Here is a 25144-nt window from a genome sequence, read left to right as displayed (position 1 = left end):
TTAAGTGTGGCCCCGGAGGCTGTCAGCCTGTGAATAACCGTCCCGATGAACGGCGGCTATGCGGATCGACGATCTGACGGGCACCTACGTCCGCGTCGCGCTCGATCATCCGCTGCCGACGCTCTTCGACTACCGCTGCGAAGCCGTGCTGTCGCCGGCGCGGGGGATGCTCGTCAGCGTGCCGTTCGGAAAGCGTCACGTGGTAGGGCTCATCGCCGAAGTGACCGCTCACAGTGAAGTGCCGCCCGACCGTCTGAAATCGGTGGCCGGCGTGTGTGCCGCATGCCCACCGCTTTCCGCTCACTGGCTGCAACTCGCGCAATTTGCCGCCGATTACTACCAGCGCGGTATCGGCGAAGTCGCGTTGCCGGCGCTGCCCCAAGCGTTGCGCGACGCGGCGCGCTGGGCGCGGCTGCTCGCACCCGAGGAGTACTACCGTTTGCTGCCCGCCGGCCGCACTGCTTTGCCGGACGCGCTGCCCGCCCGCGCGAGCGCGCTGCGCCGCCTGGCGGCTGCGTTGGCGGGAGTAGAGACGCTGCCTGCCGCCGATGCGCGTGCCCTGCACCCAAAGGCGACCGCGACGCTCGAAGCGTGGCAAGCCGAAGGCTGGGTCGCGCTCGACGTGATCGATCCCGCCGCGCCGCTCCCTTCACAGCATCACGCCCCGCAGAACGCAACGCTGCCGATGCTCACCGACGAGCAAACGGCCGCCGTCGAATCGATCTGCGATGCGCAAGGCTTCGCGCCATTCCTGCTGCACGGCGTGACGGGCAGCGGCAAGACGGAGGTGTATCTGCGCGCGCTGGCGGCGCTGCTGGCCGCGAATCCTCAGGCACAGGCGCTCGTGCTCGTGCCGGAGATCAACCTCACGCCGCAGTTCGAGGCTGCGTTCCGCGCGCGCTTCGCGTCGATGGACGATACCGCGATCGTCACCTTGCACAGCGGCCTCGCCGAAGGCGAGCGCGCCCGCAACTGGTTCGCCGCGCACACGGGGCGCGCGCGCATCGTGCTCGGCACGCGGCTCGCGGTGCTGGCGTCGCTGCCGCATCTGTCGATCATCGTTGTCGACGAGGAGCACGACCCCGCTTACAAGCAGCAGGAAGGCTTGCGCTATTCAGCGCGCGATCTCGCCGTCTGGCGCGCGAAGCAGCTCGGCGTGCCCGTCGTGCTCGGATCGGCGACGCCGTCGCTGGAAAGCTGGTGGCAGGTCGAGCAGGGGCGCTACAGGCGGCTGACGTTGTCGCGTCGCGCCGTCGCCGACGCGGCGTTGCCGGCCGTCCGCCTCATCGACCTCGAGAACGAACGGCGGCGCGGACGCGCATCCGTCGAAGGGCTGTCCGGGCCGCTGATCGCGGCGCTGAAAGCGCGCCTCGAACGCGGCGAGCAAAGCCTCGTGTTCCTGAACCGTCGCGGCTACGCGCCGCAACTCGCCTGCGACGCTTGCGGCTGGGTCGCGGGCTGTCCGCGCTGCAGCGCCTACGTCGTGCTGCACAAGCCAGAACGCGCGCTGCGCTGCCACCACTGCGGCTGGGAGTCGCGTATTCCGCGCTCGTGCCCGGAATGCGGGAACGTGGATATCGCGCCGCTCGGGCGTGGCACACAGCGCGTCGAGGAGGCGCTGGCGAGCGCCGTGCCGGGCGCGCGCGTCCTGCGCATCGACGCCGACAGTACGCGCCGCAAAGGCAGCGCCCAAGCGCTTTTCTCCGATGTTCATGCCGGCGAGGTCGATATCCTCGTTGGCACGCAGATGATCGCGAAGGGGCACGATTTCCGGCGCGTATCGCTGGTCGGCGTGCTGAACGCCGACACCGCGCTCTTCTCGCACGATTTCCGCGCGAGCGAACGGCTTTTCGCGCAGCTGATGCAGGTGAGCGGCCGCGCGGGCCGAGCGGGCCTGCCGGGCGAAGTGCTCGTGCAGACGCGCTATGCGCGTCATGCGCTGTATCACGCGCTTGCTCGTCACGATTACATCGGCTTCGCCAATTCGACGCTTGCCGAGCGCCGCGACGCGCATCTGCCCCCATTCGTCTATCAGGCGATGCTGCGCGCCGAGGGCCGCACGCTCGACGCCGCGCTCACCTTCCTGCAACAGGCCGCGGCGGCGCTCGCCGACGTTCCCGCCGCCGCCCGCGTGACCGTCTACGACGCGGTGCCGCTCACCGTCGTCAAGGTGATGCATGTGCACCGCGCGCAACTGCTGGTCGAAAGCGCGTCGCGCGCGGCGCTGCAGGCGACGCTCCGTGCATGGCAACCCTCGCTGCGCGCGATCAAAGGCGTGCTGCGCTGGAGCATCGAAGTCGATCCTCTCGACATCTAGCGAGCCGCTCGCCGCAGGCTTCTTGCGCGCATCTGCGTGCAAATCCCTTCAAGTCATATCGATAGAGCGAAAGGTCGTTTCGTTTGGCGTTTCGCTCGACTCGACGACGCGCTGGGAATCCGATGAAAACGGCGTTGCGGCGAGAGCCGATGTGCGCGAGACCTGGGCGCGTTTCCCGAAGTTCGTGATCGGCTTCGTGATCGCGTTGGCGCTCGTCACGCGGATCGCGAGCCATTGCTCGCTCGCCGGCTATCGCAAGGTAGTCACGCCGGAGTTCGTCGCGCCGATCACCGCGCTGCGCACGTGGGCGTTCATCTTCTGCTTCTTCAGCATCGGGCAGACGACGCGCATCCGTTCGCTGGCGGCGACGGGCGTGAAGCCGCTTATCGCGTTCACCGTCGGCGTGGCCGTCAATATCGCCATCGGCTACGCGCGGTCCGCGCACGTGTTCGCACCGTATTGGAATAGCTTGGGACAGGGCTCGTGAGCGCACCCGTTCTCGACGACAACATCGGCGCGCAGCCCGACGCGCGCCGGCCTTGCTGCGCGGATTGCCGGTTCCGCGCCGACGATCGGCATTCACTTGAGCAACGCATTGCGGGCCTCGCTATCTTCGGTTCGGGATTCGGTGCGAGCGTCGCTGATAGCCGGCTGTGCGTTGTGCACGATCGGCTCGTCGCGCGTCGCGACCATTGCAGCCGGTTCTTGCCGCGTCACTGCTGACCTGTCAGGCGCGCGAGCGCTGCACTCGCGCCGTCCGCGCGTCGGCTTGAAAAACACGCACGGCCCTCAGACCCGAAACGACCCCTGCTGCTTCACATCGCGCTCGTCGTCTTTCACTTCGACGGGCTGCAACTCGTTGCGCGACGGGCCCGTGGCGCCGCGGATGAACAGCACCATGCACGACGCGAACATCATCCAAATCCCCGTTACCACGATCCACTTTTCCATTCCGGCCACCCCGTTTTAGCGAGACTGCGAACCCCGTACCGAGCGTCGCTGCGCATTTCATGACCGGTATAACGGCGCGATTCCGCTTTCGATAAGGGTGCGTCGAGACAAAACCCATCCAGGGAAAACACCGAGCGCAACCGCGTGCATCGGAACGGTGCACTTCCGCTGCAAACCCTTGTGCAGCAAGGCTCGTCGAAGGGTGCAACCGATTCATCGAACTGGTTGCACCTTTTTATTGAGAGGGGTACGATTCGCCCAACTTTTTAGTCTTTGGCCGGCGTCCGTCCGGCAATGAAGAAGGAAACATGGCGAGCACTACCCTTGGCGTCAAGGTCGACGACCTTTTGCGTACCCGGCTGAAAGATGCCGCCACGCGTCTCGAACGCACTCCGCACTGGCTGATCAAGCAGGCGATCTTCGCTTACCTCGAGAAGATCGAGCACGGTCAGCTTCCCGCAGAACTCACCGGCCATCAGAACGCGACCGACCTCGCCGACGGTGCCGCCGTCGATTCCGACGAGAGCGACGCATCGCATCCGTTCCTCGAATTCGCGCAGAGCGTGCAGCCGCAATCGGTGCTGCGCGCGGCGATCACGGCGGCTTATCGTCGTCCCGAGCCGGAGTGCGTGCCGTTCCTGATCGGCCAGGCGCGTCTGCCCGCGAACATCGCGAGCGACGTGCAGGCGATGGCCACGCGTCTCGTCGAAGCGCTGCGCGGCAAGCGTTCGGGCGGCGGCGTCGAGGGGCTGATCCACGAGTTTTCGCTGTCGAGCCAGGAAGGCGTCGCGTTGATGTGCCTCGCCGAAGCGCTCTTGCGCATTCCCGACCGCGCAACCCGCGACGCGCTGATCCGCGACAAGATCAGCAAGGGTGACTGGCGCTCGCACGTCGGCCATGCGCCGTCGCTGTTCGTGAACGCGGCGACGTGGGGCCTGATGATCACCGGCAAGCTGGTGACGACGAATAGCGAAACGGGTCTGTCGTCGGCGCTGACGCGCATGATCGGCAAGGGCGGCGAGCCGCTGATCCGCAAGGGCGTCGACATGGCGATGCGCCTGATGGGCGAGCAGTTCGTCACGGGCGAGAACATCTCCGAAGCACTCGCGAACAGCCGCAAATTCGAAGCGCGCGGTTTCCGCTATTCGTACGACATGCTCGGCGAAGCCGCGACCACGGAAGCCGACGCGCAGCGCTACTACGCGTCATACGAGCAGGCCATCCACGCGATCGGCAAGGCTGCGGGCGGCCGTGGCATCTACGAAGGCCCGGGCATTTCGATCAAGCTGTCGGCACTGCATGCGCGCTACTCGCGTTCGCAGCAGGAACGCACGATGAGCGAGCTGCTGCCGCGCGTGCGCGCGCTCGCAATCCTCGCGCGGCGCTACGACATCGGCCTGAACATCGACGCGGAAGAAGCGGACCGTCTGGAAATCTCACTCGATCTGCTCGAAGCGCTGTGCTTCGATCCCGAACTGCAAGGCTGGAACGGTATCGGCTTCGTCGTGCAGGCGTATCAGAAGCGCTGCCCGTTCGTGATCGACTACATCGTCGATCTGGCGCGCCGCAGCCGTCACCGCATCATGGTGCGCCTCGTGAAGGGCGCGTACTGGGATACGGAAATCAAGCGTGCTCAAGTGGACGGCCTCGAAGGTTATCCCGTGTACACGCGCAAGATCTACACGGACGTGTCGTACCTCGCGTGCGCGAAGAAGCTGCTCGGCGCACCCGATGCCGTCTATCCGCAGTTCGCGACGCACAACGCGCACACGCTCTCGGCGATCTATCACCTCGCGGGCGGCAACTACTATCCCGGCCAGTACGAGTTCCAGTGTCTGCACGGCATGGGCGAGCCGCTGTACGAAGAGGTCACGGGCCGCGACAAGCTGAACCGTCCGTGCCGCGTGTATGCACCCGTCGGCACGCACGAAACGCTGCTCGCGTATCTCGTGCGACGTCTCCTGGAGAACGGCGCGAACACGTCGTTCGTGAACCGCATCGCCGACGAAAGCGTGCCCATCAAGGAACTCGTCGCCGATCCTGTCGAAGAAGCAGCGAAGATCATGCCGCTCGGCGCGCCGCACGCGAAGATTCCGCTGCCGCGCAATCTGTATGGCGCGGAGCGCAGCAATTCGATGGGCCTCGATCTTTCGAACGAGCATCGTCTCGCGTCGCTGTCGTCGGCGCTGCTGGCGAGCGCGAATCATCCGTGGCGCGCCGCGCCGATGCTCGAAGACAACGAGATCGCCGTCGGCAATGCGCGCGACGTGCGCAATCCGTCGGATCATCGCGACGTCGTCGGCACGGTCGTCGAAGCGACGCCGGAACATGTGAGCGCCGCGCTCGCGCACGCGGTCGCCGCAGCGCCGATCTGGCAGGCGACGCCCATCGAAGCGCGCGCCGATTGCCTCACGCGCGCCGCCGATCTGCTCGAAGCGCAAATGCACACGCTGATGGGCCTCGTCGTGCGCGAAGCGGGCAAGTCGCTGCCGAACGCGGTCGCTGAAATCCGCGAAGCGATCGACTTCCTGCGCTACTACTCGGCGCAGATTCGCGATGAGTTCTCGAACGATACGCATCGTCCGCTCGGTCCCGTCGTGTGTATCAGCCCGTGGAACTTCCCGCTCGCGATCTTCATGGGCCAGGTGGCCGCTGCCCTCGCAGCGGGCAATACGGTGCTCGCGAAGCCCGCTGAGCAGACGCCGCTGATCGCCGCGCAAGCCGTGCGCATTCTGCGCGAAGCGGGCGTGCCCGCAGGCGCGGTGCAACTGCTGCCGGGCGATGGCGAAACGGTCGGCGCTGCTCTGGTGGCCGATGCCCGTACGCGTGCCGTGATGTTCACGGGCTCGACGGAAGTCGCGCGCCTCATCAACAAGACGCTGTCGAACCGGCTCGACCCCGAAGGCAAGCCGATTCCGCTGATCGCCGAAACGGGCGGCCAGAACGCGATGATCGTCGATTCGTCGGCGCTCGCAGAACAGGTCGTCGCGGACGTGCTGCAATCGTCGTTCGATTCGGCCGGTCAACGTTGTTCCGCGCTGCGCGTTCTCTGCTTGCAGGACGACGTCGCGGACCGCACGCTCGAAATGCTGACGGGCGCGATGAAGGAACTGGCCGTCGGCAATCCGGACCGCCTGTCGATCGACGTCGGTCCCGTGATCGACGCGGAAGCGAAGCGCGGTATCGATGCACACATCGCCGCGATGCGCGAGAAGGGCCGCAAGGTCACGCAGCTGCCGACGCCGGACGCCTGCGCAGCCGGTACGTTCGTGCCGCCGACGCTGATCGAGCTCGACAGCATCGACGAACTGAAGCGCGAAGTGTTCGGTCCGGTGCTGCATGTCGTGCGCTATCGCCGAAGCGCGCTCGACAAGCTGCTCGAACAGATCCGCACGACAGGCTATGGACTGACGCTCGGCATCCACACGCGTATCGACGAAACGATCGCGCATGTGATCAGCCGCGCGCACGTGGGCAATATCTACGTGAACCGCAACGTGATCGGCGCAGTCGTGGGTGTGCAGCCGTTCGGCGGCGAAGGGCTGTCGGGCACGGGGCCGAAGGCGGGCGGCGCGCTCTATCTGCAACGTCTGCTCGCGACGCGTCCGGCTGGCTTGCCGAAGTCGCTCGCGCAGACGCTGATGGTCGACGCTTCGCAAGGCGCGCCGAATGGTGCATCGAGCGGCGCATCGAATGGTGCACCCAGCGGCGCGACAAGCGATAATCCTGCCGCTGCGCTGACGGCGCTGCGCGACTGGCTGATCGCGGAACGCGAGCCGGTGCTGGCCGCGCGCTGCGACGGCTACCTTACGCACATCCCGGCGGGCGCGACGGCCGTGCTGTCCGGTCCGACGGGCGAGCGCAACACGTACACGCTCGGCGCGCGCGGCACGGTGCTGTGCGTCGCGTCGACGGCAAGCGGCGCGCGCGTGCAGTTCGCGGCGGCGCTTGCGACGGGCAACAAGGCGCTGTTCGAGGGCGCAGCGGGCGAGCAGCTGTATGCTGCGCTGCCCGCCACGCTGAAGCCGTACGCAAGCGTGAAGAAGAGCGCGGAAGCATCGTTCGATGCCGTGCTCTTCGAAGGCGACAGCGACGAACTGTTGACGCTCGTGAAGGATGTCGCGAAGCGCGCGGGGCCGATCGTCTCGGTGCAGGGCGTCGCGGCGCGCGCGCTGGAGAGCGGCGATGAGGATTACGCGCTCGAACGTCTGTTGACGGAACGTTCGGTCAGCGTGAATACGGCCGCAGCAGGCGGTAATGCGAATTTGATGACGATCGGCTGAGCGAACCTCGCTTGATCGATTCAAAAAAATGGCGCGAGACGGCGACACCGATCACCGCGCCGTCCACACCTGGTACCAAGGAGAAGATATGCAAAACACGATGAAAAAGCTGGCAGGCGCGACGCTGTTCGCGACCATGTCGCTGGCGGGGACTGCGCACGCTCAGCAGGCCGAAGACGTGAAAATCGGTTTCGCCGGTCCGATGACGGGCGCACAGGCTCACTATGGCAAGGACTTCCAGAACGGCATCACGCTCGCAGTCGAAGACATGAACGCGACGAAGCCGACGATCGGCGGCAAGCCGGTTCGCTTCGTGCTGGACGTGGCCGACGACCAGGCTGACCCGCGCACGGGCACGACGGTCGCGCAGAAGCTGGTCGACGACGGCATCAAGGGCATGCTCGGCCACTTCAACTCGGGCACGACGATCCCGGCATCGCGCATCTACGCGAACGCGGGCATCCCGCAGATCGCGATGGCGACGGCTCCGGAATACACGCAGCAAGGCTTCAAGACGACGTTCCGCATGATGACGTCGGACACGCAGCAAGGCTCCGTCGCGGGCACGTTCGCGGTGAAGAACCTGGGCATGAAGAAGATTGCGATCGTCGACGACCGCACGGCTTACGGCCAGGGTCTCGCCGACCAGTTCGAGAAGGCAGCGAAGGCTGCGGGCGGAACGATCGTCGATCGTGAGTTCACGAACGACAAGGCCGTCGACTTCAAGTCGATCCTGACGAAGCTGAAGTCGGTGCAGCCGGATCTGATCTACTACGGCGGCGCCGATTCGCAGGCTGCACCGATGGTCAAGCAGATGAAGACGCTGGGCATCAAGGCTCCGCTGATGGGCGGCGAAATGGTGCACACGCCGACGTTCCTGCAAATCGCAGGCGATGCGGCTAACGGCACGGTGGCTTCGCTGGCGGGTCTGCCGCTGGAAGAAATGCCGGGCGGCAAGGACTATGTCGCGAAGTACAAGAAGCGCTTCGGTGAAGACGTTCAGACGTACTCGCCGTACGCGTACGACGGCGCAATGGCGATGTTCGACGCAATGAAGAAGGCGAACTCGACCGATCCGGCCAAGTACCTGCCCGTGCTCGCGAAGACCAATATGCCTGCTGTGACGACCAAGGATCTGGCCTACGATCCGAAGGGCGATCTGAAGAACGGCGGCATCACGCTGTACAAGGTCGTCGACGGCAAGTGGACGACGCTGCAAAGCGTGGGCGGCAAGTAATTCCCGTTAAGGCGTGTGGCGCTCGGCGGTTGTTGCTGGCTGAGCGTCGCAGCCTGATCGATTGACGAAAAAAGCCTCGCAGAGATTTTGCTCTGCGAGGCTTTTTGTTTTGATGCTGCGTATGTCGCGTATTCCGCTTATGCCGCCGGTAGTGCGCGCTTGCGCGCGCCTGCATCACTCGTCGCGCAGCTTTCTACCCTGTACGCGAATCTGTTCGAGCGTCGCGCCCGGCGTGCTCGCTTCCTGCGGCAGGCGGATTTCGATGACGGCCGGCTTCTTCGATTCTTGCCCGCGCTTGAACGCGGGCATGAAGTCTTCCGTTCGCTCCACCGTTTCGCCGTGCGCGCCGAAGGACTTCGCGAATGCTGCGAAGTCCGGGTTCGTCAGGCCCGTTCCGTGGACGCGGTTCGGATAGTGCCGCTCCTGATGCATCCGGATCGTGCCGTAGTGGCTGTTGTTCACCACGATGAAGATCACGGGCAGCTCGTACTGCATCGCCGTCGCAAGCTCGGACGACGACATCATGAAGCAGCCGTCGCCTGCGAACGCGACGACCGTTCTGTCCGGATACATCGACTTCGCCGCGATCGCCGCGGGCACGCCGTAGCCCATCGCGCCGCTCGTCGGCGCAAGTTGCGAACGGAAATGACGGTACGCGAAATGCCGGTGCAGCCACGTCGCGTAGTTGCCCGCGCCGTTGGTCAGGATCGCGTCCTTCGGCAAGTGTTCGCGCAGTTGCTGCATGATCTCGCCAAGCTGCACGTCGCCGGGGATTGTGCGCGGCTTGCGCCATTCGACGTACGCGTCGTGCGCCTCGTTGGCCGTGCCTTCCCAGGCCAGCTTCGCCGATGGCTTGAGCGCCGCGAGCATCGATGCGATTTCGGGCATGCCGGAGACGATCGGGAGATCGGCTGCATAGACGTGGCCCAGTTCTTCCGCGCCCTGATGAATATGGATCAGCGTCTGCTTCGTTTTCGGAATGTCGAGCAGCGTGTAGCCGCCCGTCGTTGCTTCGCCGAGGCGCGGGCCGAGTGCGAGCAGCACGTCCGCATCCTCGATGCGCTTCGCGAGCGCGGGATTGATGCCGAGGCCCACATCGCCCGCATAGTTCGGATGCTCGTTGTCGAGCGTGTCCTGGAAGCGGAACGCGAGGCCGATGGGCAACCGCCAGTTTTCGACGAACGTGCGCAAATCCTCGCACGCTTGCGGGGTCCAGCCGCTGCCGCCAGCGATCACCATCGGCTTCTTCGCGCCTTCGAGAAGGCCGCGCAGACGTTCGATCTGTTGCGGCGCCGGCGCCGCGGCCACGCGCTGATATGCGGGCGCGCCCGGCATCGCGGCGCATGCTTCGCTCAGCACGTCTTCGGGCAGCGACAACACCACGGGACCCGGCCGGCCCGATGTCGCCGTATGGAACGCGTGGCTCATGTACTCGGGAATGCGACGCGGGTCGTCGATCTGCGCGACCCACTTCGCCATCTGCCCGAACATGCGCCGATAGTCGATCTCCTGGAACGCCTCGCGATCGAGATGCTCTCGCGCGCATTGGCCGATCAGCAGAATCATCGGCGTGGAGTCCTGAAACGCCGTGTGCACGCCGATCGACGCATGCGTCGCGCCCGGGCCGCGCGTGACGATCGCCACGCCGGGACGGCCCGTCAGTTTGCCGACGGCTTCAGCCATGTTGGCCGCTGCCGCCTCGTGACGGCACACGACCGTCTTGATTCGCGAGGTCTCGTCGTGCAGCGAATCGAGTACCGCCAGAAAACTTTCACCGGGCACGCAGAACACGCGCTCGACGCCATGCGTCAACAACGCGTCGACCATGAGCCGCGCGCCAGTCGTCATAGATGAAGCATCGGAAGACAGCGACATTGCGAAGACACCTCCAGTCAGAAGAGCTTCGACAGCTTACGCCGAGACACGCGCCGATGTCATTCGTAAAAGCGGCATCAACATGCGATCAACATTCGATGATGTTCACCGCGAGCCCGCCGCGTGACGTCTCCTTGTACTTGGTCTTCATGTCGGCGCCCGTCTCGCGCATCGTCTTGATGACGGAGTCGAGCGACACGTAGTGGCTGCCGTCGCCGCGCAACGCCATGCGCGCCGCGTTCACCGCCTTCACCGACGCCATCGCGTTGCGCTCGATGCAGGGAATCTGCACCATGCCGCCGACGGGATCGCACGTGAGGCCCAGGTTGTGCTCCATGCCGATTTCGGCGGCATTCTCGACTTGCAGCGGCGTGCCGCCCATCACGGCCGCGAGCGCGCCCGCCGCCATCGAGCACGCGACGCCCACTTCGCCCTGGCAGCCCACTTCCGCGCCGGAGATCGACGCGTTCAGCTTGTACAGAATGCCGATGGCGGCCGCCGTCATCAGGAAGTCGAGCACGCCTTGCTGATTCGCGTTCGGCATGAAGCGCGTGTAGTAGTGCAGCACGGCGGGGATGATGCCCGCCGCGCCGTTGGTCGGCGCCGTGACGACGCGTCCGCCCGCTGCGTTCTCTTCGTTCACCGCGATCGCATACAGGTTGATCCAGTCGACCATCGAAAGCGGGTCCTGCAATGCGCGTTCCGGATTGCCCGTTAGCGCGCGATACAGTTGCGGCGCACGGCGCTTCACCTGGAACGGGCCGGGCAGGTTGCCATTCGCGTCCGGGTTGTTGATGCCGCAGCCGCGCGCGACACACGATTGCATCACGTCCCAGATCTTCAGCAAGCCTGCGCGCGTCTCTTCTTCCGTGTGCCATGCGCACTCGTTTTCCCACATCAGCTGCGCAATGCTCTTGCCCGTCGCCTTGCACATCTCGAGCAGTTCCGTGCCCGTGTGGAACGGATGCGGCAACTGGTCGACAGCCGACAGCACCTTCGTATTCGGCGCGCCCGCCGTCACGACGAAGCCGCCGCCCACCGACAGATACGTCGCTTCGCGCAACGTCTCGCCGTTCGCATCGAATGCGCGCAGCTTGAGGCCGTTCGGATGCTCCGGCAGCGCTTGCCGGTAGAACGAAATGTGCTCCCTCTGCACGAACGGAATGTCGTGCTTGCCGAGCAGCGCGAGCGTGCGCGACGTGCGAACCTGGTCGAGACGCGCGGCGATCGTATCGGGATCGACGGTATCGGGCGCATCGCCGAGCAGGCCGAGCATCACACCGCGATCGGTGCCGTGGCCTTTGCCCGTTGCGCCGAGCGAGCCATACAAATCCACCTTCACCGATGCCGTGTTGTCGAGCAGCCCATCGCGCTCGAGCCCTTGCGCGAACATCAGCGCTGCACGCATGGGACCGACCGTGTGCGAACTCGACGGACCGATGCCGATTTTGAAGAGATCGAATACGCTGACTGCCATGGCTGCTCCTGCTAACAAGAATTTCGTTTGTGCTGCACTGCGCGGGTAACGCGGCAGCAGAATGTGCCGAATTCGGCGGCCAATACGCGACGCGTGATCAACGCGCCGGCAACGGCAGACACACGGCGAGCCACGCGGGCGGCGTCGGTGCCAGTTTCAGCGCGACGGGCGTATAGCGTCCGTCGAGCCGCGCGGCGAGGTGATACAGCTCGGCCGCGTTCTTCGGGTCCCACTGTCCGCTGTAGCCGGGCATGCCGGCTTCGCGGCGCTTCGCATCGAACGGCACGCTCGAATGCACGAATTCGTCGTGTGTCTTCGAGCCGCTCGCATATGGCGTGAGCCAGTTCAACGCGGCGGCGAGCGTCGCGCCGTTCGGTGCGCGCTCGTTGAGCCAGTTGCGGTTGTGGCGGCGCGCCGCGAGCGCGGCCGTCACGAGCGGCTGAAGATCGTAGGTGACGTAGTGCAGCGCATCGCGTTCGCCGAAATCGACGGTCGTGCCGTCGGGTGCGATGTTGTCGTTGACGTGCTCGACGTACAGACGCTGCGCCGCGTCGATCATCTTGCGGTTGTCGAGCGTGAACGCCGCCATCGCTATCAGTTTGACCCGATGACTCTGCCAGTTGTTTCGGAATGTGCCCGTCAGCGGCCGCTTTTGTGCGTCGATCTGCGCGATGTAGCCGTTGGCGAGTTTCGTGAGAAAAGCCATCGTCGCGTTGCGCGTCTTGACGGGCAGCGCGCTCGCTGTCATGTCGTACGCGAGGATCAGCCCTTCGAACGGCGTTTCGTCGATGGGATTGAACGACGGCTCATAGATCGTCACCCAGGCATACAGCAGACGGTCGACGAGCTTCAGATAGCGGTCGTCGCTGGTTGCGCGCCACGCGAGCGCGGCATCGCGCAGCAGATCGAGGTCTTTCTCCGCGTCCTTGCTCTGATCGTAGATATCTTCGTGCGGCAGCGTGCCTTCCGTATGCAATCGGCGAACCGCGTGCGTTGGCTCGGCCAGGTGCGCCTGAACATTGCTTACCAGTGCCTTGACACCCGGATCGGCGTTGGTGCGCTCGCTGGTTTGCAGCGCAGGCGCGGCGCAGAGGTTCATCGCGGCATGGGCGCTTTGCGCGCAGAACGCAGCGAACATCATCAACAGCGCCGCAAGCGGCGAGGCGGAAATACGTTGTTGCGGCGTACGCGCACGATGTGTCCTGGATTGCATCATTCGCACCTGTCGCACCATGCGAAACTCCTTCGTTGGGCTGGATCGGTGTGTGATGGTAACGGTTTGACGCGCCAAGCAACAGAACAATGGACAGGACCGCGCGACACGTTTGGACGCGACGCGCGGTTCACATTACTTCAACATATCGATGCGCTGAATACGGCCTTATTCGTAGTCCGCCATCGGCACGCACGAGCAGAACAGGTTGCGGTCGCCATACGCGTTGTCCGCACGGCCGACGGGCGGCCAGTACTTCTTCGCGACCAGCGAAGGCAGCGGATACGCCGCCGTCTCGCGTGCATAGCCATGTGCCCATTCGTTCGCGACGACGACAGCCGCCGTGTGCGGCGCATGCTTCAGCGGATTGTCCTCGCGATCGCTGCGGCCTTCTTCGACAGCACGGATTTCATTGCGAATCGCGATCATCGCCTCGATGAAGCGGTCCAGTTCTTCCTTCGATTCCGATTCGGTCGGCTCGACCATCAGCGTTCCCGGCACCGGGAAGCTCATCGTCGGCGCGTGGAAGCCGTAATCGATCAGACGCTTCGCGACGTCATCGACGCTGATGCCGCTCGTTTCCTTGATGGGACGCAGATCGAGAATGCACTCGTGCGCGACCAGTCCGCCCGGGCCCGAGTACAGCACCGGGTAATGCGGCGCGAGCTTCTTCGCGACGTAGTTCGCGTTGAGGATCGCGGCTTCTGTCGCGACCGTCAGGTTCTTCGCGCCCATCATCGCGATGTACATCCACGAGATTGGCAGGATCGACGCAGAGCCATACGGTGCAGAGGAGACAGCACCGATGCCGTTCGCGTCGCGCTCGTAGCCCGTCGACGTTTGATTCGGCAGGAACTTCGCCAGATGCGCGCCGACGGCAACAGGACCGACACCCGGACCGCCGCCGCCGTGCGGAATGCAGAACGTCTTGTGCAGGTTCAGGTGCGAGACGTCGCCGCCGAACTGGCCCGGCGCGGTAAGGCCGACCATTGCGTTCATGTTCGCGCCGTCGACGTACACCTGGCCGCCGTGCGCATGCACGATCTCGCAGATTTCGCGGACGTTCTGCTCGAACACGCCGTGCGTCGACGGATACGTGATCATGATGGCCGCGAGCTTGTCGGCGTGCTGCCCGGCCTTTTTCTTCAGGTCTTCGATATCGACGTTGCCTTGCGCATCGCACGCGACGACGACGACCTGCATGCCCGCCATATGCGCGGACGCCGGGTTCGTGCCGTGCGCCGAAGCGGGGATCAGACACACGTTGCGATGACCTTCGCCGCGCGACTCGTGATACGCGTGAATGATCAGCAGGCCCGCGTACTCGCCTTGCGAGCCAGCATTCGGTTGCAGCGACACGGCCGCGTAGCCGGTGGCCGCGACCAGCATCTGTTCGAGCTGATCGATCATTTCGCGGTAGCCGACCGTTTGCTGTGCGGGCGCGAACGGATGGATCTGACCGAACTCGGGCCACGTGACGGGCAGCATTTCCGACGTCGCGTTGAGCTTCATCGTGCACGAGCCGAGCGGAATCATCGAGCGGTCGAGAGCGAGGTCCTTGTCCGCAAGGCTGCGCAGATAGCGCAGCATTTCCGTTTCGGAATGGTGACGGTTGAACACGTGATGCGTGAGGTACGCGCTTTCGCGTTCGAGCGTCGCCGGGAACGTGTTCGATTGAGCGAGCTTCGCGTCGAGTTCATCGATTTGCGGCACGTCGCTGACAAACGCGGCTTGCGCGAATGCCGCGAGCAGATCGGCGAGATCGGCGCGCGTCGTGGTTTCGTCGATCGAAATGCCGACACGCGTGTCGCTCACGTGGCGCAGATTGATGCGCTTGGCCGTCGCCGCGTCGTGCAGCGCCTGCGTGCGCGCGCCCGTTTCGAACGTGAGCGTGTCGAAGAACGTTTCGTTGACGAGCGTGTAGCCCAATTGCTTCGCGCCTTCGGCGAGCAGCGCGGCGATGCGGTTCACGCGCTGCGCGATCGTCTTCAGGCCGCGCGGGCCGTGATAGACGGCGTACATGCTCGCCATGATCGCGAGCAGCGCTTGCGCGGTACACACATTCGACGTCGCCTTTTCGCGGCGGATGTGCTGTTCGCGCGTTTGCAGCGCGAGACGCAGCGCGGGGTTGCCCTGCGCATCGACGGTGACGCCGACGAGACGGCCCGGCATCTGACGCTTGAACTCGTCGCGCACCGCCAGGTACGCAGCGTGCGGACCGCCGAAGCCAACGGGCACGCCGAAGCGCTGCGAGTTGCCGACGGCAACGTCCGCGCCCCATTCGCCCGGCGGCGTGAGGATCGTCAACGCGAGCAGATCGGCGGCGGCGACCACGTGGCCGCCTGCTGCGTGGATCGCGTCGGCGAGCGCGCGGTAGTCGCGCACGTCGCCGTCGACGCCCGGGTATTGCAGCAGCACGCCGAACGCATTTGCGTTAGCGGCATCGGCGGCCGGGCCGACCTTTACTTCGATGCCGACGGGCTTCGCGCGCGTCTTCAAGACTTCGATGGTTTGCGGCAGCACGTCGTCTGCCACATAGAAAATGTTCGACTTCGGCTTGCCGACGCGTTGCAGCAGCGTCATCGCTTCGGCTGCGGCCGTCGCTTCATCGAGCAGCGAAGCGTTCGAGATCGCGAGACCCGTCAGGTCGACGATCATCTGCTGGAAGTTCAGCAGCGCTTCGAGACGGCCCTGCGAGATTTCCGGCTGATACGGCGTGTAAGCCGTGTACCACGCAGGATTTTCGAGCACGTTGCGCAGGATGACGGTGGGCGTGTGCGCGTTGTAATAGCCCTGGCCGATGTACGAGCGGAACACCTGGTTCTTGTCCGCGAGTTCGCGCAGCGCGGCGAGCGCTTCGGCTTCGCTCTTCGGCTGGGCGAAGGGGCCGAGCGGCAGCGCGTCCTGGCGGCGGATCGTCTTCGGAATCACCGCGTCCATCAACGCGGCGCGCGATGCGAAGCCAAGCGCTTCGAGCATCGACTGCTGATCGGCCGCATCGGGGCCGATATGCCGTTCAGCGAAGGCGTCGTGCACTTCGAGCGCGGCGAGCGAGAGGGGAGTGCGGTTCATCAGATGATCCGGGTGTTCGAGCTTCATTGATTGTTCCTGCCGGCGCGGCGTTCGCCAGTCGTGAACGCCGCGCCTGTCGTGGGTAGATGACTTATTCGCCGATCGACTTGCCGTATGCCGCGGCGTCCATCAGCTTGTCCTGCGATGCACCCGCAGCCGGCTTGATCTTGAACAGCCAGTTGTCGTACGGCGCGCCGTTCACGGCATCGGGCGTATCGGCGACGTTCGGGTTTGCTTCGATGATCTCGCCCGAGACGGGCGCGTAGATATCGGAAGCCGCCTTCACCGATTCGATGACGGCGACGGTATCGCCTGCCGAGACGGTTTGGCCCAGTTGCTGCACTTCGAAGAAGACGATGTCGCCGAGCGCTTCTTGCGCGTGGTCGGTGATGCCGACCGTCAGCGTGCCGTCCGCTTCGGTGCGGACCCATTCGTGCGATTCGGTGTATTTCAGATCGGCCGGGATGCTCATCGGATGCTCCTAAAACGGTTTGATTCGGTTGACTTGATGGATGGGACGCACGCGACGCTTTGGTGTCTGTCTGGTGACTGTCTCGTGACGCTCATCGCGAGCTCGGGTATCGATCAGCTCACGAGCACTTTGCCGTTGCGCACGAATGGCAGTTTAACCACGCTGGCGGGAAGTGCCTTGTCACGTATCTGCACGTGCACGACGTCGCCCGGCTGCACGCCTGTCGGCACGCGCGCAAAGGCGATCGACTCCTGCATGGTCGGCGAGAACGTGCCGCTCGTGATTTCGCCTTCGCCGTGCGGCGTGACCACCTTTTGATGCGCGCGCAGCACGCCCGCCGCCTTGCCGTTGTCCTTGTGCAGGATCAGGCCGACGAACGACGACTTCGAGCCGTCCGCTTCGAGTTTCGCGCGGCCGATGAAATCGCGCGGCGCGGACAGGTCGACGGTCCATGCGAGACCGGCGTCGAGCGGTGACACGTTGTCGTCCATGTCCTGGCCGTACAGGTTCATGCCTGCTTCGAGGCGCAGCGTGTCGCGCGCGCCGAGGCCCGCGGGACGCACGCCTTGTGCCTGCAGCGCGTTCCACAGCGCTTCGACGTGAGTGGCGGGGACGATGATTTCGAAGCCGTCTTCGCCCGTGTAGCCGGTGCGCGCGACGGTCAGCTCGCCGAACAGCGTATCGGCGACGCGCGCCGCGTTGAACGGCTTGAGGCCTTCGCTGGCAGCGCGGGCGGCGGGCGCCGTCGCCCAGACTTTTTCGCGCGCGTTCGGGCCTTGCACGGCGACGATCGCGTAGTCGCGGCGCGGCTCGATCGTGAGGCCGAAGCCTTCGGAGTCGTTGAGTTTGTTGAACCACGCGACATCTTTCTCGGCCGTGCCCGCATTCACGACGACGCGGAAATCGTCTTCGGAGAAGTAGTAGACGATCAGATCGTCGATCACGCCGCCTTGCGGATTCAACAGACAGGAGTAGAGCGCTTTGCCCGGCGTCTGCAGCTTGCCGACGTTGTTGGCCAGCGCGCGCTCGAAGAAAGCGCGCACGCGTTCGCCCTTGAAATCGACGACGCACATATGGGACACGTCGAACATGCCGGCATCGGTGCGCACGGCGCGATGCTCTTCGATCTGCGAGCCGTAGTTTACCGGCATGTCCCAGCCGCCGAAGTCGACCATGCGGGCATTCAGCGCGCGGTGCGTGGCGTGGAGCGGGGTGTGTTTGAGTTCGGTCATCGGGGCCTCGGGCGTCGCTAAACAGGAAAGGCCATGCGGCGAAACCCCTCGCGGCCTGATCCCACCTTGGGCCAACGAGCGATTACTGCATGCCCCCTCTGTCCTCGATACCTGAGAGATTGCGCCGCCGTCAGCGAGTGCTGGATGGCGTGGCGCGCGCCCCTTCGGTGGGCAGCTTGCGCGTGCAGCATGTGTGCATCGGCGCTACTGCCGCTCTCCAGAGTGCGAAAAACGCGCGCTCATTCGAATGAGGTCGCTATGACCGGATGACGAGCGGGATTTTTCGACGCGTTCGGTCCTTTTGCCTGAGAGTTTGCGGGTGTGCCCCTTCGGCGGCGCTGGCTGCGGTGTACTCAAGACGACAGCAGGCGGCGCGCTCTCCCGACGCGTGCGGCGAATGTACGCGAGGGTGGGAGGCTTGTCAAATAAAGGTTTCGACTCTATGTGCGGCGCGGGACGTCGGACGCGCGCAGGGCATCGGCATCAGTAATGATCGGGTGAAAGTGTTGGGCCGCACACCGGCATGCACGATAAACAGGCGCTGAAAAGATTGGACGGGCCACGTGCATCCGACGAAATGAGCAGCGCGCCATTCGCATGATATCGAGCCAGATGTGGCCTCTATCCGCCCGTTTGACCTCCCGTTGCCCAGGCTAGCATCGATGCGTCAAAAACTACCTTGAAGGTGGTCCGTGAAAGCAGTCATTCTGGCCGGCGGTCTTGGCTCCCGGCTGATGGAGGAAACCACGCTGAAGCCGAAGCCGATGGTCGAAATCGGCGGCAAACCGATGCTGTGGCACATCATGAAGATCTATGCCGCTCATGGCATCAACGACTTTATCGTGTGCGTCGGTTACAAGGGCTACATCATCAAGGAGTACTTCGCCAATTACATGCTGCACAACGCGGACATCACGTTCGATATTGCGCGCGGCTCGATGGAGGTCCATCAGCACACGGCTGAACCGTGGCGCGTGACGGTGGTCGACACGGGCGAAAAGACAATGACGGGCGGCCGGCTGAAGCGAATCCGCCGCTATCTCGGCGACGAAGACTTCTGCATGACCTATGGCGACGGCGTGGGCGATATCGACGTGTCGGCGCTGATCCACTATCACCGCTCGCATGGCCGCTTCGCGACGGTGACGGCCGCGCAGCCGCCTGGTCGTTTCGGCGCGCTGAATGTGGAAGGCGACAAGGTCATCTCATTCAAGGAAAAGCCGCATGGGGACGGCAGCTGGGTGAACGCAGGTTTCTTCGTGCTGAATCCGCGCGTGCTCGACTACATCGATGGGGACGAGACGCTGTGGGAGCAGGAACCCATCGAGCGGATCGCGAGCGAAGGACAGCTGCGCGCGCACTTTCATGACGGTTTCTGGCAGCCGATGGACACGCTGCGCGACAAAACGGTTCTCGATAGCCTGTGGAACTCGGGGAAGGCTCCGTGGCGGCACGCGGTGTCATGAGCACTTCGGAGTTCTGGCGGAATCGCCGCGTCTTCGTGACGGGGCACACGGGTTTCAAGGGCAGCTGGCTTGCCCTCTGGCTGAGTCACGCGGGCGCTCGTACAACGGGCTACGCATTGCCGCCGCCAACTGATCCAAGCCTCTTCGAACTGGCGGGCGTCGGTGCGCATCTCCAGTCGATGGCGGGTGACATCAACGATGCCGGGCGTTTGAAGTCCACCATGCAGGCCGCGCAGCCGGAGGTGGTGTTCCATCTTGCTGCGCAGCCGCTCGTGCGCGAAAGTTATGCGCAGCCCACGGCGACGTTCGCAACGAATGTGATGGGCACGGTCAATTTGCTCGAAGCGGTGCGGCAGACGCCGTCGGTGCGTGCCGTGATCGTGGTGACGACGGACAAGTGCTACGACAACCGTGAATGGGTCTATGGCTATCGCGAGACCGATCCATTGGGTGGCCACGATCCTTACAGCGCAAGCAAGGCCGCTGCGGAAATCGCTACGAACGCGTGGCGCTCGTCGTTTCTCGATGCTGCGGGCGTCGTCGTTGCGACAGCTCGCGCGGGCAACGTGATAGGCGGCGGCGATTTCGCGTCCGACCGGCTGCTGCCTGACTTTGTTCGCGCAATCGAGCGCAATGCCGAACTCGAAATCCGCTATCCCGAAGCCGTGCGTCCGTGGCAGTTCGTTCTCGAACCGTTGCACGGCTATCTGGAACTCGCGGAACGCGCGTACTTGCGCGAGCCTGGCATTGCCGGTGCGTGGAACTTCGGTCCGGACGAAGGTGGCGTGCGCACGGTCAGGCAGGTAATCGAACGTTTCGCGCTGGCGACGGCATGGCGCAATCCGGCACGCGTGTGCTTCGGCGCCGCCACGAAGCAGCCGCATGAGGCGACGCTGCTGAAGCTCGACACCTCGAAGGCCCGTGCGCACCTCGCGTGGGCTCCGCGCATCGATCTCGACGAAACGCTTGCGCTGACAGCGGACTGGTATCGGGCATGGCTTGCGCGCACCGACATGCGCAGCGTGTCGCTGCGCCAGCTCGAACGCTATCTCGACCGCGCCACCGCGTGCTGATTCGCCTGCCTGCAAGCCGCAGCCCCGGCTAGCGGTTCGAATTGCTGGGGAAAGTGCCCCGTATTCCGCGGTTAAAGAAAGAGCGCAATTCGTACACTGTCCGTACATAGTCCGCGACTGGGCCGGCAAGTGCCATGTGCGCTTCGGGACACAAGACAGGCAGGCAAATCAGATGAGTCAAGAGGCGCTGAGGCGCGAAATCCTCGAACTGGTCGATCGCTACGCGCAGGCGAGTTGCGCGCCGAGGCCGTTCGCGCCGGGCGACACCGCAATTCCGCCCGCCGGCAAGGTGATCGGCGCGAGCGAATTGAAGAACATGGTTGAAGCGTCGCTCGATGGCTGGCTGACCACGGGCCGCTTCAACGACCAGTTCGAAGCGTCGCTCGCTCGCGTGCTTGGCGTGCCGTTTGTGTCGACGGTCAACTCGGGATCGTCGGCGAATCTGGTCGCTTTTTCAGCGCTGACGTCGCCACGCCTTGGCGACCGCGCGATCCGCCCCGGCGACGAAGTGATTGGCGTGGCGGCTGGATTTCCCACGACGGTCAACCCGATCCTGCAATTCGGCGCGGTGCCCGTCTTCGTCGATATCGAGATCCCGACATACAACGTCGATCCTTCGCTGCTCGAGGCCGCCATTTCGCCGAAGACGAAGGCGGTCATGCTCGCGCACACGCTCGGCAATCCGTACAACCTCGAAGTGGTGACGGCGCTGTGCCGCAAGCACAACCTGTGGCTGATCGAAGACTGCTGCGATGCATTGGGTGCGACGTTTCAGGGGCAGCTCGTCGGCACGTTCGGCGACATCGGCACGCTCAGTTTCTATCCGGCCCATCACATCACGATGGGCGAAGGCGGCGCGGTCTTCACGCGACACGCCGAGCTGAAGCCGATCATCGATTCGTTCCGCGACTGGGGCCGCGACTGCTATTGCGCGCCCGGCCGCGACAACACCTGCAACAAGCGCTTCTGCTGGAAGCTCGGCGACTTGCCTGCCGGATACGATCACAAGTACATCTACTCGCATCTCGGCTACAACCTCAAGATCACCGACATGCAGGCCGCTTGCGCGCTTGCGCAGATGGACCGGCTCGACGGTTTCATCGAGCGCCGCCGCAGCAACTTCGCATTCCTGCGCGAGCGGCTCAAGACTTGCGAAGAGTATCTGATCCTGCCCGAGGCCACGCCCGGTAGCGAGCCGTCGTGGTTCGGCTTTCCGTTGACGCTGCGCGACAGCGCGCCCGTCAGCCGCGCCGATCTGCTGGGATATCTCGACCAGAAGAAGATCGGCACGCGCCTGTTGTTCGGCGGCAATCTGCTCAAGCAACCGTATATGAAGGGCCGTAACTATCGCGTCGCGTCCGAACTGATGCATACGGATGTCGTCATGCATCGGACGTTCTGGATCGGTGTGTATCCGGGGCTGACGGAAGAGATGCTCGAATTCGCGGCCACTTCGATCGAGCGGTTTCTTGGCGTCGTGTTCTGACACAGGGTTCACGTCCCATGACGACGCATCAATACGCGAGCCCGCTTGCGGACGATCTCGCCGCCGTGCTCGTCGGCAGCGAAGCGCTGTGGCGCGAACTCAACGGCGTGCATGTGCTGGTCACGGGCGGCACCGGCTTCGTCGGTTGCTGGCTGCTGGAGGCCGCGTTGTGGGCGCGCGCGCGGTTTCGCATCGACTTGCGGATCAGCGTGCTCGCGCGGCGCCCGGAAAGGCTAGCGGCCATTGCGCCCCATCTCGCCGCCGATCCCGCCATCACGCTCGTGCGAGGGGATATCCGCAACGGCGATCTGCCTTCGCATGACGGTCAAGCCGGCGATGGCCGCCGCGTCCCTTATACGCACGTGATTCACGCCGCGACGGCAACCAACGTGTCGCTCGACAATCCGCCGCCGCTCGCGGCGTTTGACGCGAGTGTCATGGGAACGCGCCATGTGCTCGATCTCTGCGAGCGTCATGCGGTGAAACGCTTCCTGCTGATCAGTTCGGGCGCGGTGTATGGGCGCACGCATGCACTCGATCGCCCGCTCACCGAAAGCGACCCGCTCGCGAGCGTGCGCGGCGATCTGGCAGGCGCATACGCACTCGGCAAAGCCGCTGCCGAATTTTTATCGGTGGCCTCGGGCGCTGCGCACGGCTTTACCGCAGTCGCGGCGCGCTGCTTTTCATTCATCGGCCCGTACCAGCCGTTCAACTCGGGCTTCGCGGCCGGCAATTTCATGCGAGACGCGCTCGAAGGCAAGTCGATCCAGATCAAAGGCGACGGCACGCCCATCCGCTCGTATCTGTACGGCGCGGACATGGCGATGTGGCTGTGGACGATGCTGCTGCGCGGCGAGCATGGCGAGATCTTCAATGTCGGCTCGGACCGGCCGATTTCGATTGGCGAGCTGGCGCGGCAGATCGCGCGCGAAGTGCCGGCGGCCGTGCCGGTGCGCGAATGTCCCGTCGTGGTCGCCGGGCAGCCGACGGGCCACCGTCCTGAACTCTTCGCGCCCGATGTCGGGCTCGCCCGTGCGCGCCTCGGGCTGGATGTCGTCACACCGCTCGATGCCGCAATTCGCCGGACGGCCGCATGGGCCGCGACGGCGGGCGCTGCCAATCAGGCCACGCTCTGCGCGCCTCCTTGCTACGAACCTGCAGAACGCACATGAAACTCTCTGACTATGTAATGCAGTACCTCGCGATCCAGGGCACGGACGCGATATTCACCGTGACGGGCGGCGGGATCATGCATCTGGTCGATTCGCTGGGCCACAGCAAGTCGATCCGTTATGTGTGCAACTATCACGAGCAGGCCTGCGCTATCGCGGCGGAGTCATACGCGCGCGCGACGGGGCGCCCCGGCGTGTGCCTCGTGACGACGGGTCCCGGCAGCACGAATGCACTGTCCGCGATCGCGGGCGCATGGGTCGATTCCGTTCCCGTCGTGGTGATCTCAGGCCAGGTGCGGCGCGATCTGATCGCCGACTATTCCCGCGTCCGGCAAATGGGGCCGCAGGAAATCAACATCATCGATATGGTGCGTCCTGTCACCAAGTACGCGGTGACCATCACCGATCCGGCGACCATCGGCGCGGAACTCGACAAGGCTTTCGAAGTCGCGTCGAGTGGCCGGCCGGGTCCCGTCTGGATCAACATCCCGCTCGACGTGCAAGGCGCGCAGGTGGACTTGCCTGAGCCGCGCAGGCTGGCGCCCGCAACGGGCACTGCGCCAGCGGCGGAAGACGTGTTGCGCGTCGTCGAACGGATTTCGAAGGCATCGCGGCCCGCGCTCGTGTTCGGCAACGGCGTGCATTACGCGGGTGCCGAACAGGAAGCGCGCGCGCTTGCCGACCGTCTCGGCATCCCCGTGCTCACGACGCTAGGCGGCCTCGATCTGATCGGCGACGATCACCCGTTGTTCGCGGGCCGCTTCGGACCGGGCGGGCAGCGCAACGCCAACTTCGTCATCCAGACCTGCGATCTTCTGCTCACGATCGGCGCGAGCATGTCGGTCACCAATATCGGCTTCAACACGGATTCGTTCTCGCAGCATTCGACGAAGATCGTCGTCAACACCGACGTCGAGGAAATCCGCAAGATGCGCCCGACGCCTGATCTCGGCGTCGCGGCCGACGCCGGCAGCTTCATCCGCGCGTTGCTCGAAGCGTGCAAGGACCGTCGTTTCGACGTCGATCCCGACTGGCCCGTTGCCTGCCTCGAATGGAAGCAGCGCTATCCGACCGTGACGCCCGAACAGCGAGCGGAACGCGAGTACGTCAACAGCTATGTGTTCGTCGACCGTCTGTCTGACTATCTCGGCGCGGGCGATCTGGTGCTCACGGGCAACGCGCTCGATGCCGCGTCGGTGATCCAGGCATTCAAGGTCACGCCTGGTCAACGCGTGTACACGAACATCAACTACGGCGCGATGGGCTGGGACTTGCCCGCAGCGGTCGGCGCGGCCGTCGCGCGCCGGTCCGACCCTGCCGCACGCACGATCCTCGTGACGGGCGACGGCAGCATCCAGTTCAACATTCAGGAACTGATGACGGTCGGCCTCAACCGGCTCAACATCAAGATTTTCGTGCTCAACAACGACGGCTACCAGTCGATCCGCGCAACTCAGACCAACCATTTCGCGGGACACCTGGTCGGCGCCGATTCCAGTTCGGGTGTCGGCAATCCGCGCTTCGACAGCCTCGCGACGGCCTACGGTCTCGGCTACTGCCGCATCGCGAATCACGGCGAACTGGATGCGCAACTGGAAGCCTGCTTGACCGAACCGGGGCCGATGATCTGCGAACTGAACGTGTCGCCAGGGCAGCCGCGTTCGCCACGCCTGATGTCGCGCCGCACGGCTGACGGCAAGATGGAGTCGCCCGCGCTCGAGGACATGTATCCGTTCCTGCCGAAGGAAGAAATCGAGCAGAACTTGCAGCGTTTCGCGCGTGCCACGGCGCGCACGACGGCCTGATGCACTGTCCGGA

The 25144-nt window shown here is 64.6% G+C and carries 15 protein-coding genes, 1 pseudogene and 2 riboswitches; of the genes and pseudogenes, 9 read left to right on the top strand and 7 right to left on the bottom strand.

Going from position 1 to position 25144, the window contains the following annotated elements:
• The first annotated feature begins 58 nt into the window (after nucleotides 1–58).
• A complete protein-coding gene (locus tag AB4Y32_RS29835) occupies nucleotides 59–2317 on the top strand; it encodes a primosomal protein N' (RefSeq protein WP_368724769.1) in 2259 nt (752 codons plus the stop codon).
• A 10-nt stretch (nucleotides 2318–2327) separates the two neighbouring features.
• Nucleotides 2328–2804, top strand: a pseudogene (locus tag AB4Y32_RS29830) (putative sulfate exporter family transporter); the annotation flags it as partial.
• A gap of 302 nt (nucleotides 2805–3106) precedes the next feature.
• Here the strand turns inward: AB4Y32_RS29830 and AB4Y32_RS29825 are convergent.
• Nucleotides 3107–3268 carry a hypothetical protein gene (locus tag AB4Y32_RS29825; protein WP_368724767.1) on the bottom strand — a complete coding sequence of 54 codons (162 nt, stop codon included), beginning with the start codon at nucleotides 3266–3268 and terminating at the stop codon, nucleotides 3107–3109.
• A 308-nt stretch (nucleotides 3269–3576) separates the two neighbouring features.
• On the opposite strand from AB4Y32_RS29825, the gene putA reads away from it, so the two are divergent.
• Nucleotides 3577–7551 (top strand): trifunctional transcriptional regulator/proline dehydrogenase/L-glutamate gamma-semialdehyde dehydrogenase, encoded by a 3975-nt coding sequence (gene putA, locus AB4Y32_RS29820; protein ID WP_368724766.1) that lies wholly within the window; start codon nucleotides 3577–3579, stop codon nucleotides 7549–7551.
• A gap of 88 nt (nucleotides 7552–7639) precedes the next feature.
• Entirely contained in the window at nucleotides 7640–8788 is a 1149-nt protein-coding gene (locus tag AB4Y32_RS29815; RefSeq protein ID WP_368724765.1) for a branched-chain amino acid ABC transporter substrate-binding protein, read from the top strand.
• A gap of 174 nt (nucleotides 8789–8962) precedes the next feature.
• On the opposite strand, the gene AB4Y32_RS29810 is transcribed toward AB4Y32_RS29815, so the two are convergent.
• The 6 genes from AB4Y32_RS29810 to gcvT all read right to left on the bottom strand — a co-directional run bounded on the left by AB4Y32_RS29810 (nucleotide 8963) and on the right by gcvT (nucleotide 18129).
• A complete protein-coding gene (locus tag AB4Y32_RS29810) occupies nucleotides 8963–10663 on the bottom strand; it encodes a thiamine pyrophosphate-binding protein (protein WP_368724764.1) in 1701 nt (566 codons plus the stop codon).
• A gap of 88 nt (nucleotides 10664–10751) precedes the next feature.
• A complete protein-coding gene (locus tag AB4Y32_RS29805) occupies nucleotides 10752–12140 on the bottom strand; it encodes an L-serine ammonia-lyase (RefSeq protein ID WP_368724763.1) in 1389 nt (462 codons plus the stop codon).
• Nucleotides 12141–12237: 97 nt separating this feature from the next.
• On the bottom strand, nucleotides 12238–13281 hold the full coding sequence (locus AB4Y32_RS29800; protein ID WP_439899860.1) for an alginate lyase family protein: 1044 nt from the start codon (nucleotides 13279–13281) through the stop codon (nucleotides 12238–12240).
• A 240-nt stretch (nucleotides 13282–13521) separates the two neighbouring features.
• Nucleotides 13522–16452 carry an aminomethyl-transferring glycine dehydrogenase gene (gcvP, locus tag AB4Y32_RS29795; RefSeq protein ID WP_368724761.1) on the bottom strand — a complete coding sequence of 977 codons (2931 nt, stop codon included), beginning with the start codon at nucleotides 16450–16452 and terminating at the stop codon, nucleotides 13522–13524.
• A 64-nt stretch (nucleotides 16453–16516) separates the two neighbouring features.
• Nucleotides 16517–16897, bottom strand: a complete 381-nt coding sequence (gcvH, locus tag AB4Y32_RS29790) for a glycine cleavage system protein GcvH (RefSeq protein ID WP_090870586.1) — start codon at nucleotides 16895–16897, stop codon at nucleotides 16517–16519.
• A gap of 113 nt (nucleotides 16898–17010) precedes the next feature.
• Complete coding sequence (gene gcvT, locus AB4Y32_RS29785) at nucleotides 17011–18129, bottom strand: glycine cleavage system aminomethyltransferase GcvT (protein ID WP_368724760.1); 1119 nt, start codon at nucleotides 18127–18129, stop codon at nucleotides 17011–17013.
• A gap of 88 nt (nucleotides 18130–18217) precedes the next feature.
• Nucleotides 18218–18360: riboswitch (glycine riboswitch) on the bottom strand.
• A 52-nt stretch (nucleotides 18361–18412) separates the two neighbouring features.
• Nucleotides 18413–18522, bottom strand: a riboswitch (glycine riboswitch).
• A gap of 299 nt (nucleotides 18523–18821) precedes the next feature.
• Between gcvT and rfbF the strand changes: the two genes are divergently transcribed.
• The 5 genes from rfbF to AB4Y32_RS29760 all read left to right on the top strand — a co-directional run bounded on the left by rfbF (nucleotide 18822) and on the right by AB4Y32_RS29760 (nucleotide 25131).
• On the top strand, nucleotides 18822–19595 hold the full coding sequence (gene rfbF / locus AB4Y32_RS29780; protein WP_368724759.1) for a glucose-1-phosphate cytidylyltransferase: 774 nt from the start codon (nucleotides 18822–18824) through the stop codon (nucleotides 19593–19595).
• A complete protein-coding gene (gene rfbG, locus AB4Y32_RS29775; protein WP_368724758.1) occupies nucleotides 19592–20668 on the top strand; it encodes a CDP-glucose 4,6-dehydratase in 1077 nt (358 codons plus the stop codon). Before rfbF ends, rfbG begins: the two co-directional genes overlap by 4 nt.
• A 172-nt stretch (nucleotides 20669–20840) precedes the next feature.
• Nucleotides 20841–22154: a lipopolysaccharide biosynthesis protein RfbH gene (rfbH, locus tag AB4Y32_RS29770; RefSeq protein WP_368724757.1), complete on the top strand. Its 1314-nt coding sequence runs from the start codon at nucleotides 20841–20843 to the stop codon at nucleotides 22152–22154.
• Between the two features lie 17 nt (nucleotides 22155–22171).
• Nucleotides 22172–23326, top strand: a complete 1155-nt coding sequence (locus tag AB4Y32_RS29765) for an NAD-dependent epimerase/dehydratase family protein (protein WP_368724756.1) — start codon at nucleotides 22172–22174, stop codon at nucleotides 23324–23326.
• Nucleotides 23323–25131 (top strand): thiamine pyrophosphate-binding protein, encoded by a 1809-nt coding sequence (locus AB4Y32_RS29760; RefSeq protein WP_368724755.1) that lies wholly within the window; start codon nucleotides 23323–23325, stop codon nucleotides 25129–25131. The genes AB4Y32_RS29765 and AB4Y32_RS29760 overlap by 4 nt, the downstream gene beginning before the upstream one ends.
• Nucleotides 25132–25144 lie beyond the last annotated feature (13 nt).

The sequence above is a fragment of the Paraburkholderia phymatum genome (genome assembly GCF_040965635.1).
Classification (GTDB): domain Bacteria; phylum Pseudomonadota; class Gammaproteobacteria; order Burkholderiales; family Burkholderiaceae; genus Paraburkholderia; species Paraburkholderia phymatum_B.
Note: the sequence above shows the minus strand (reverse complement) of the source record. Positions and strands in the feature narration are given on the sequence as shown.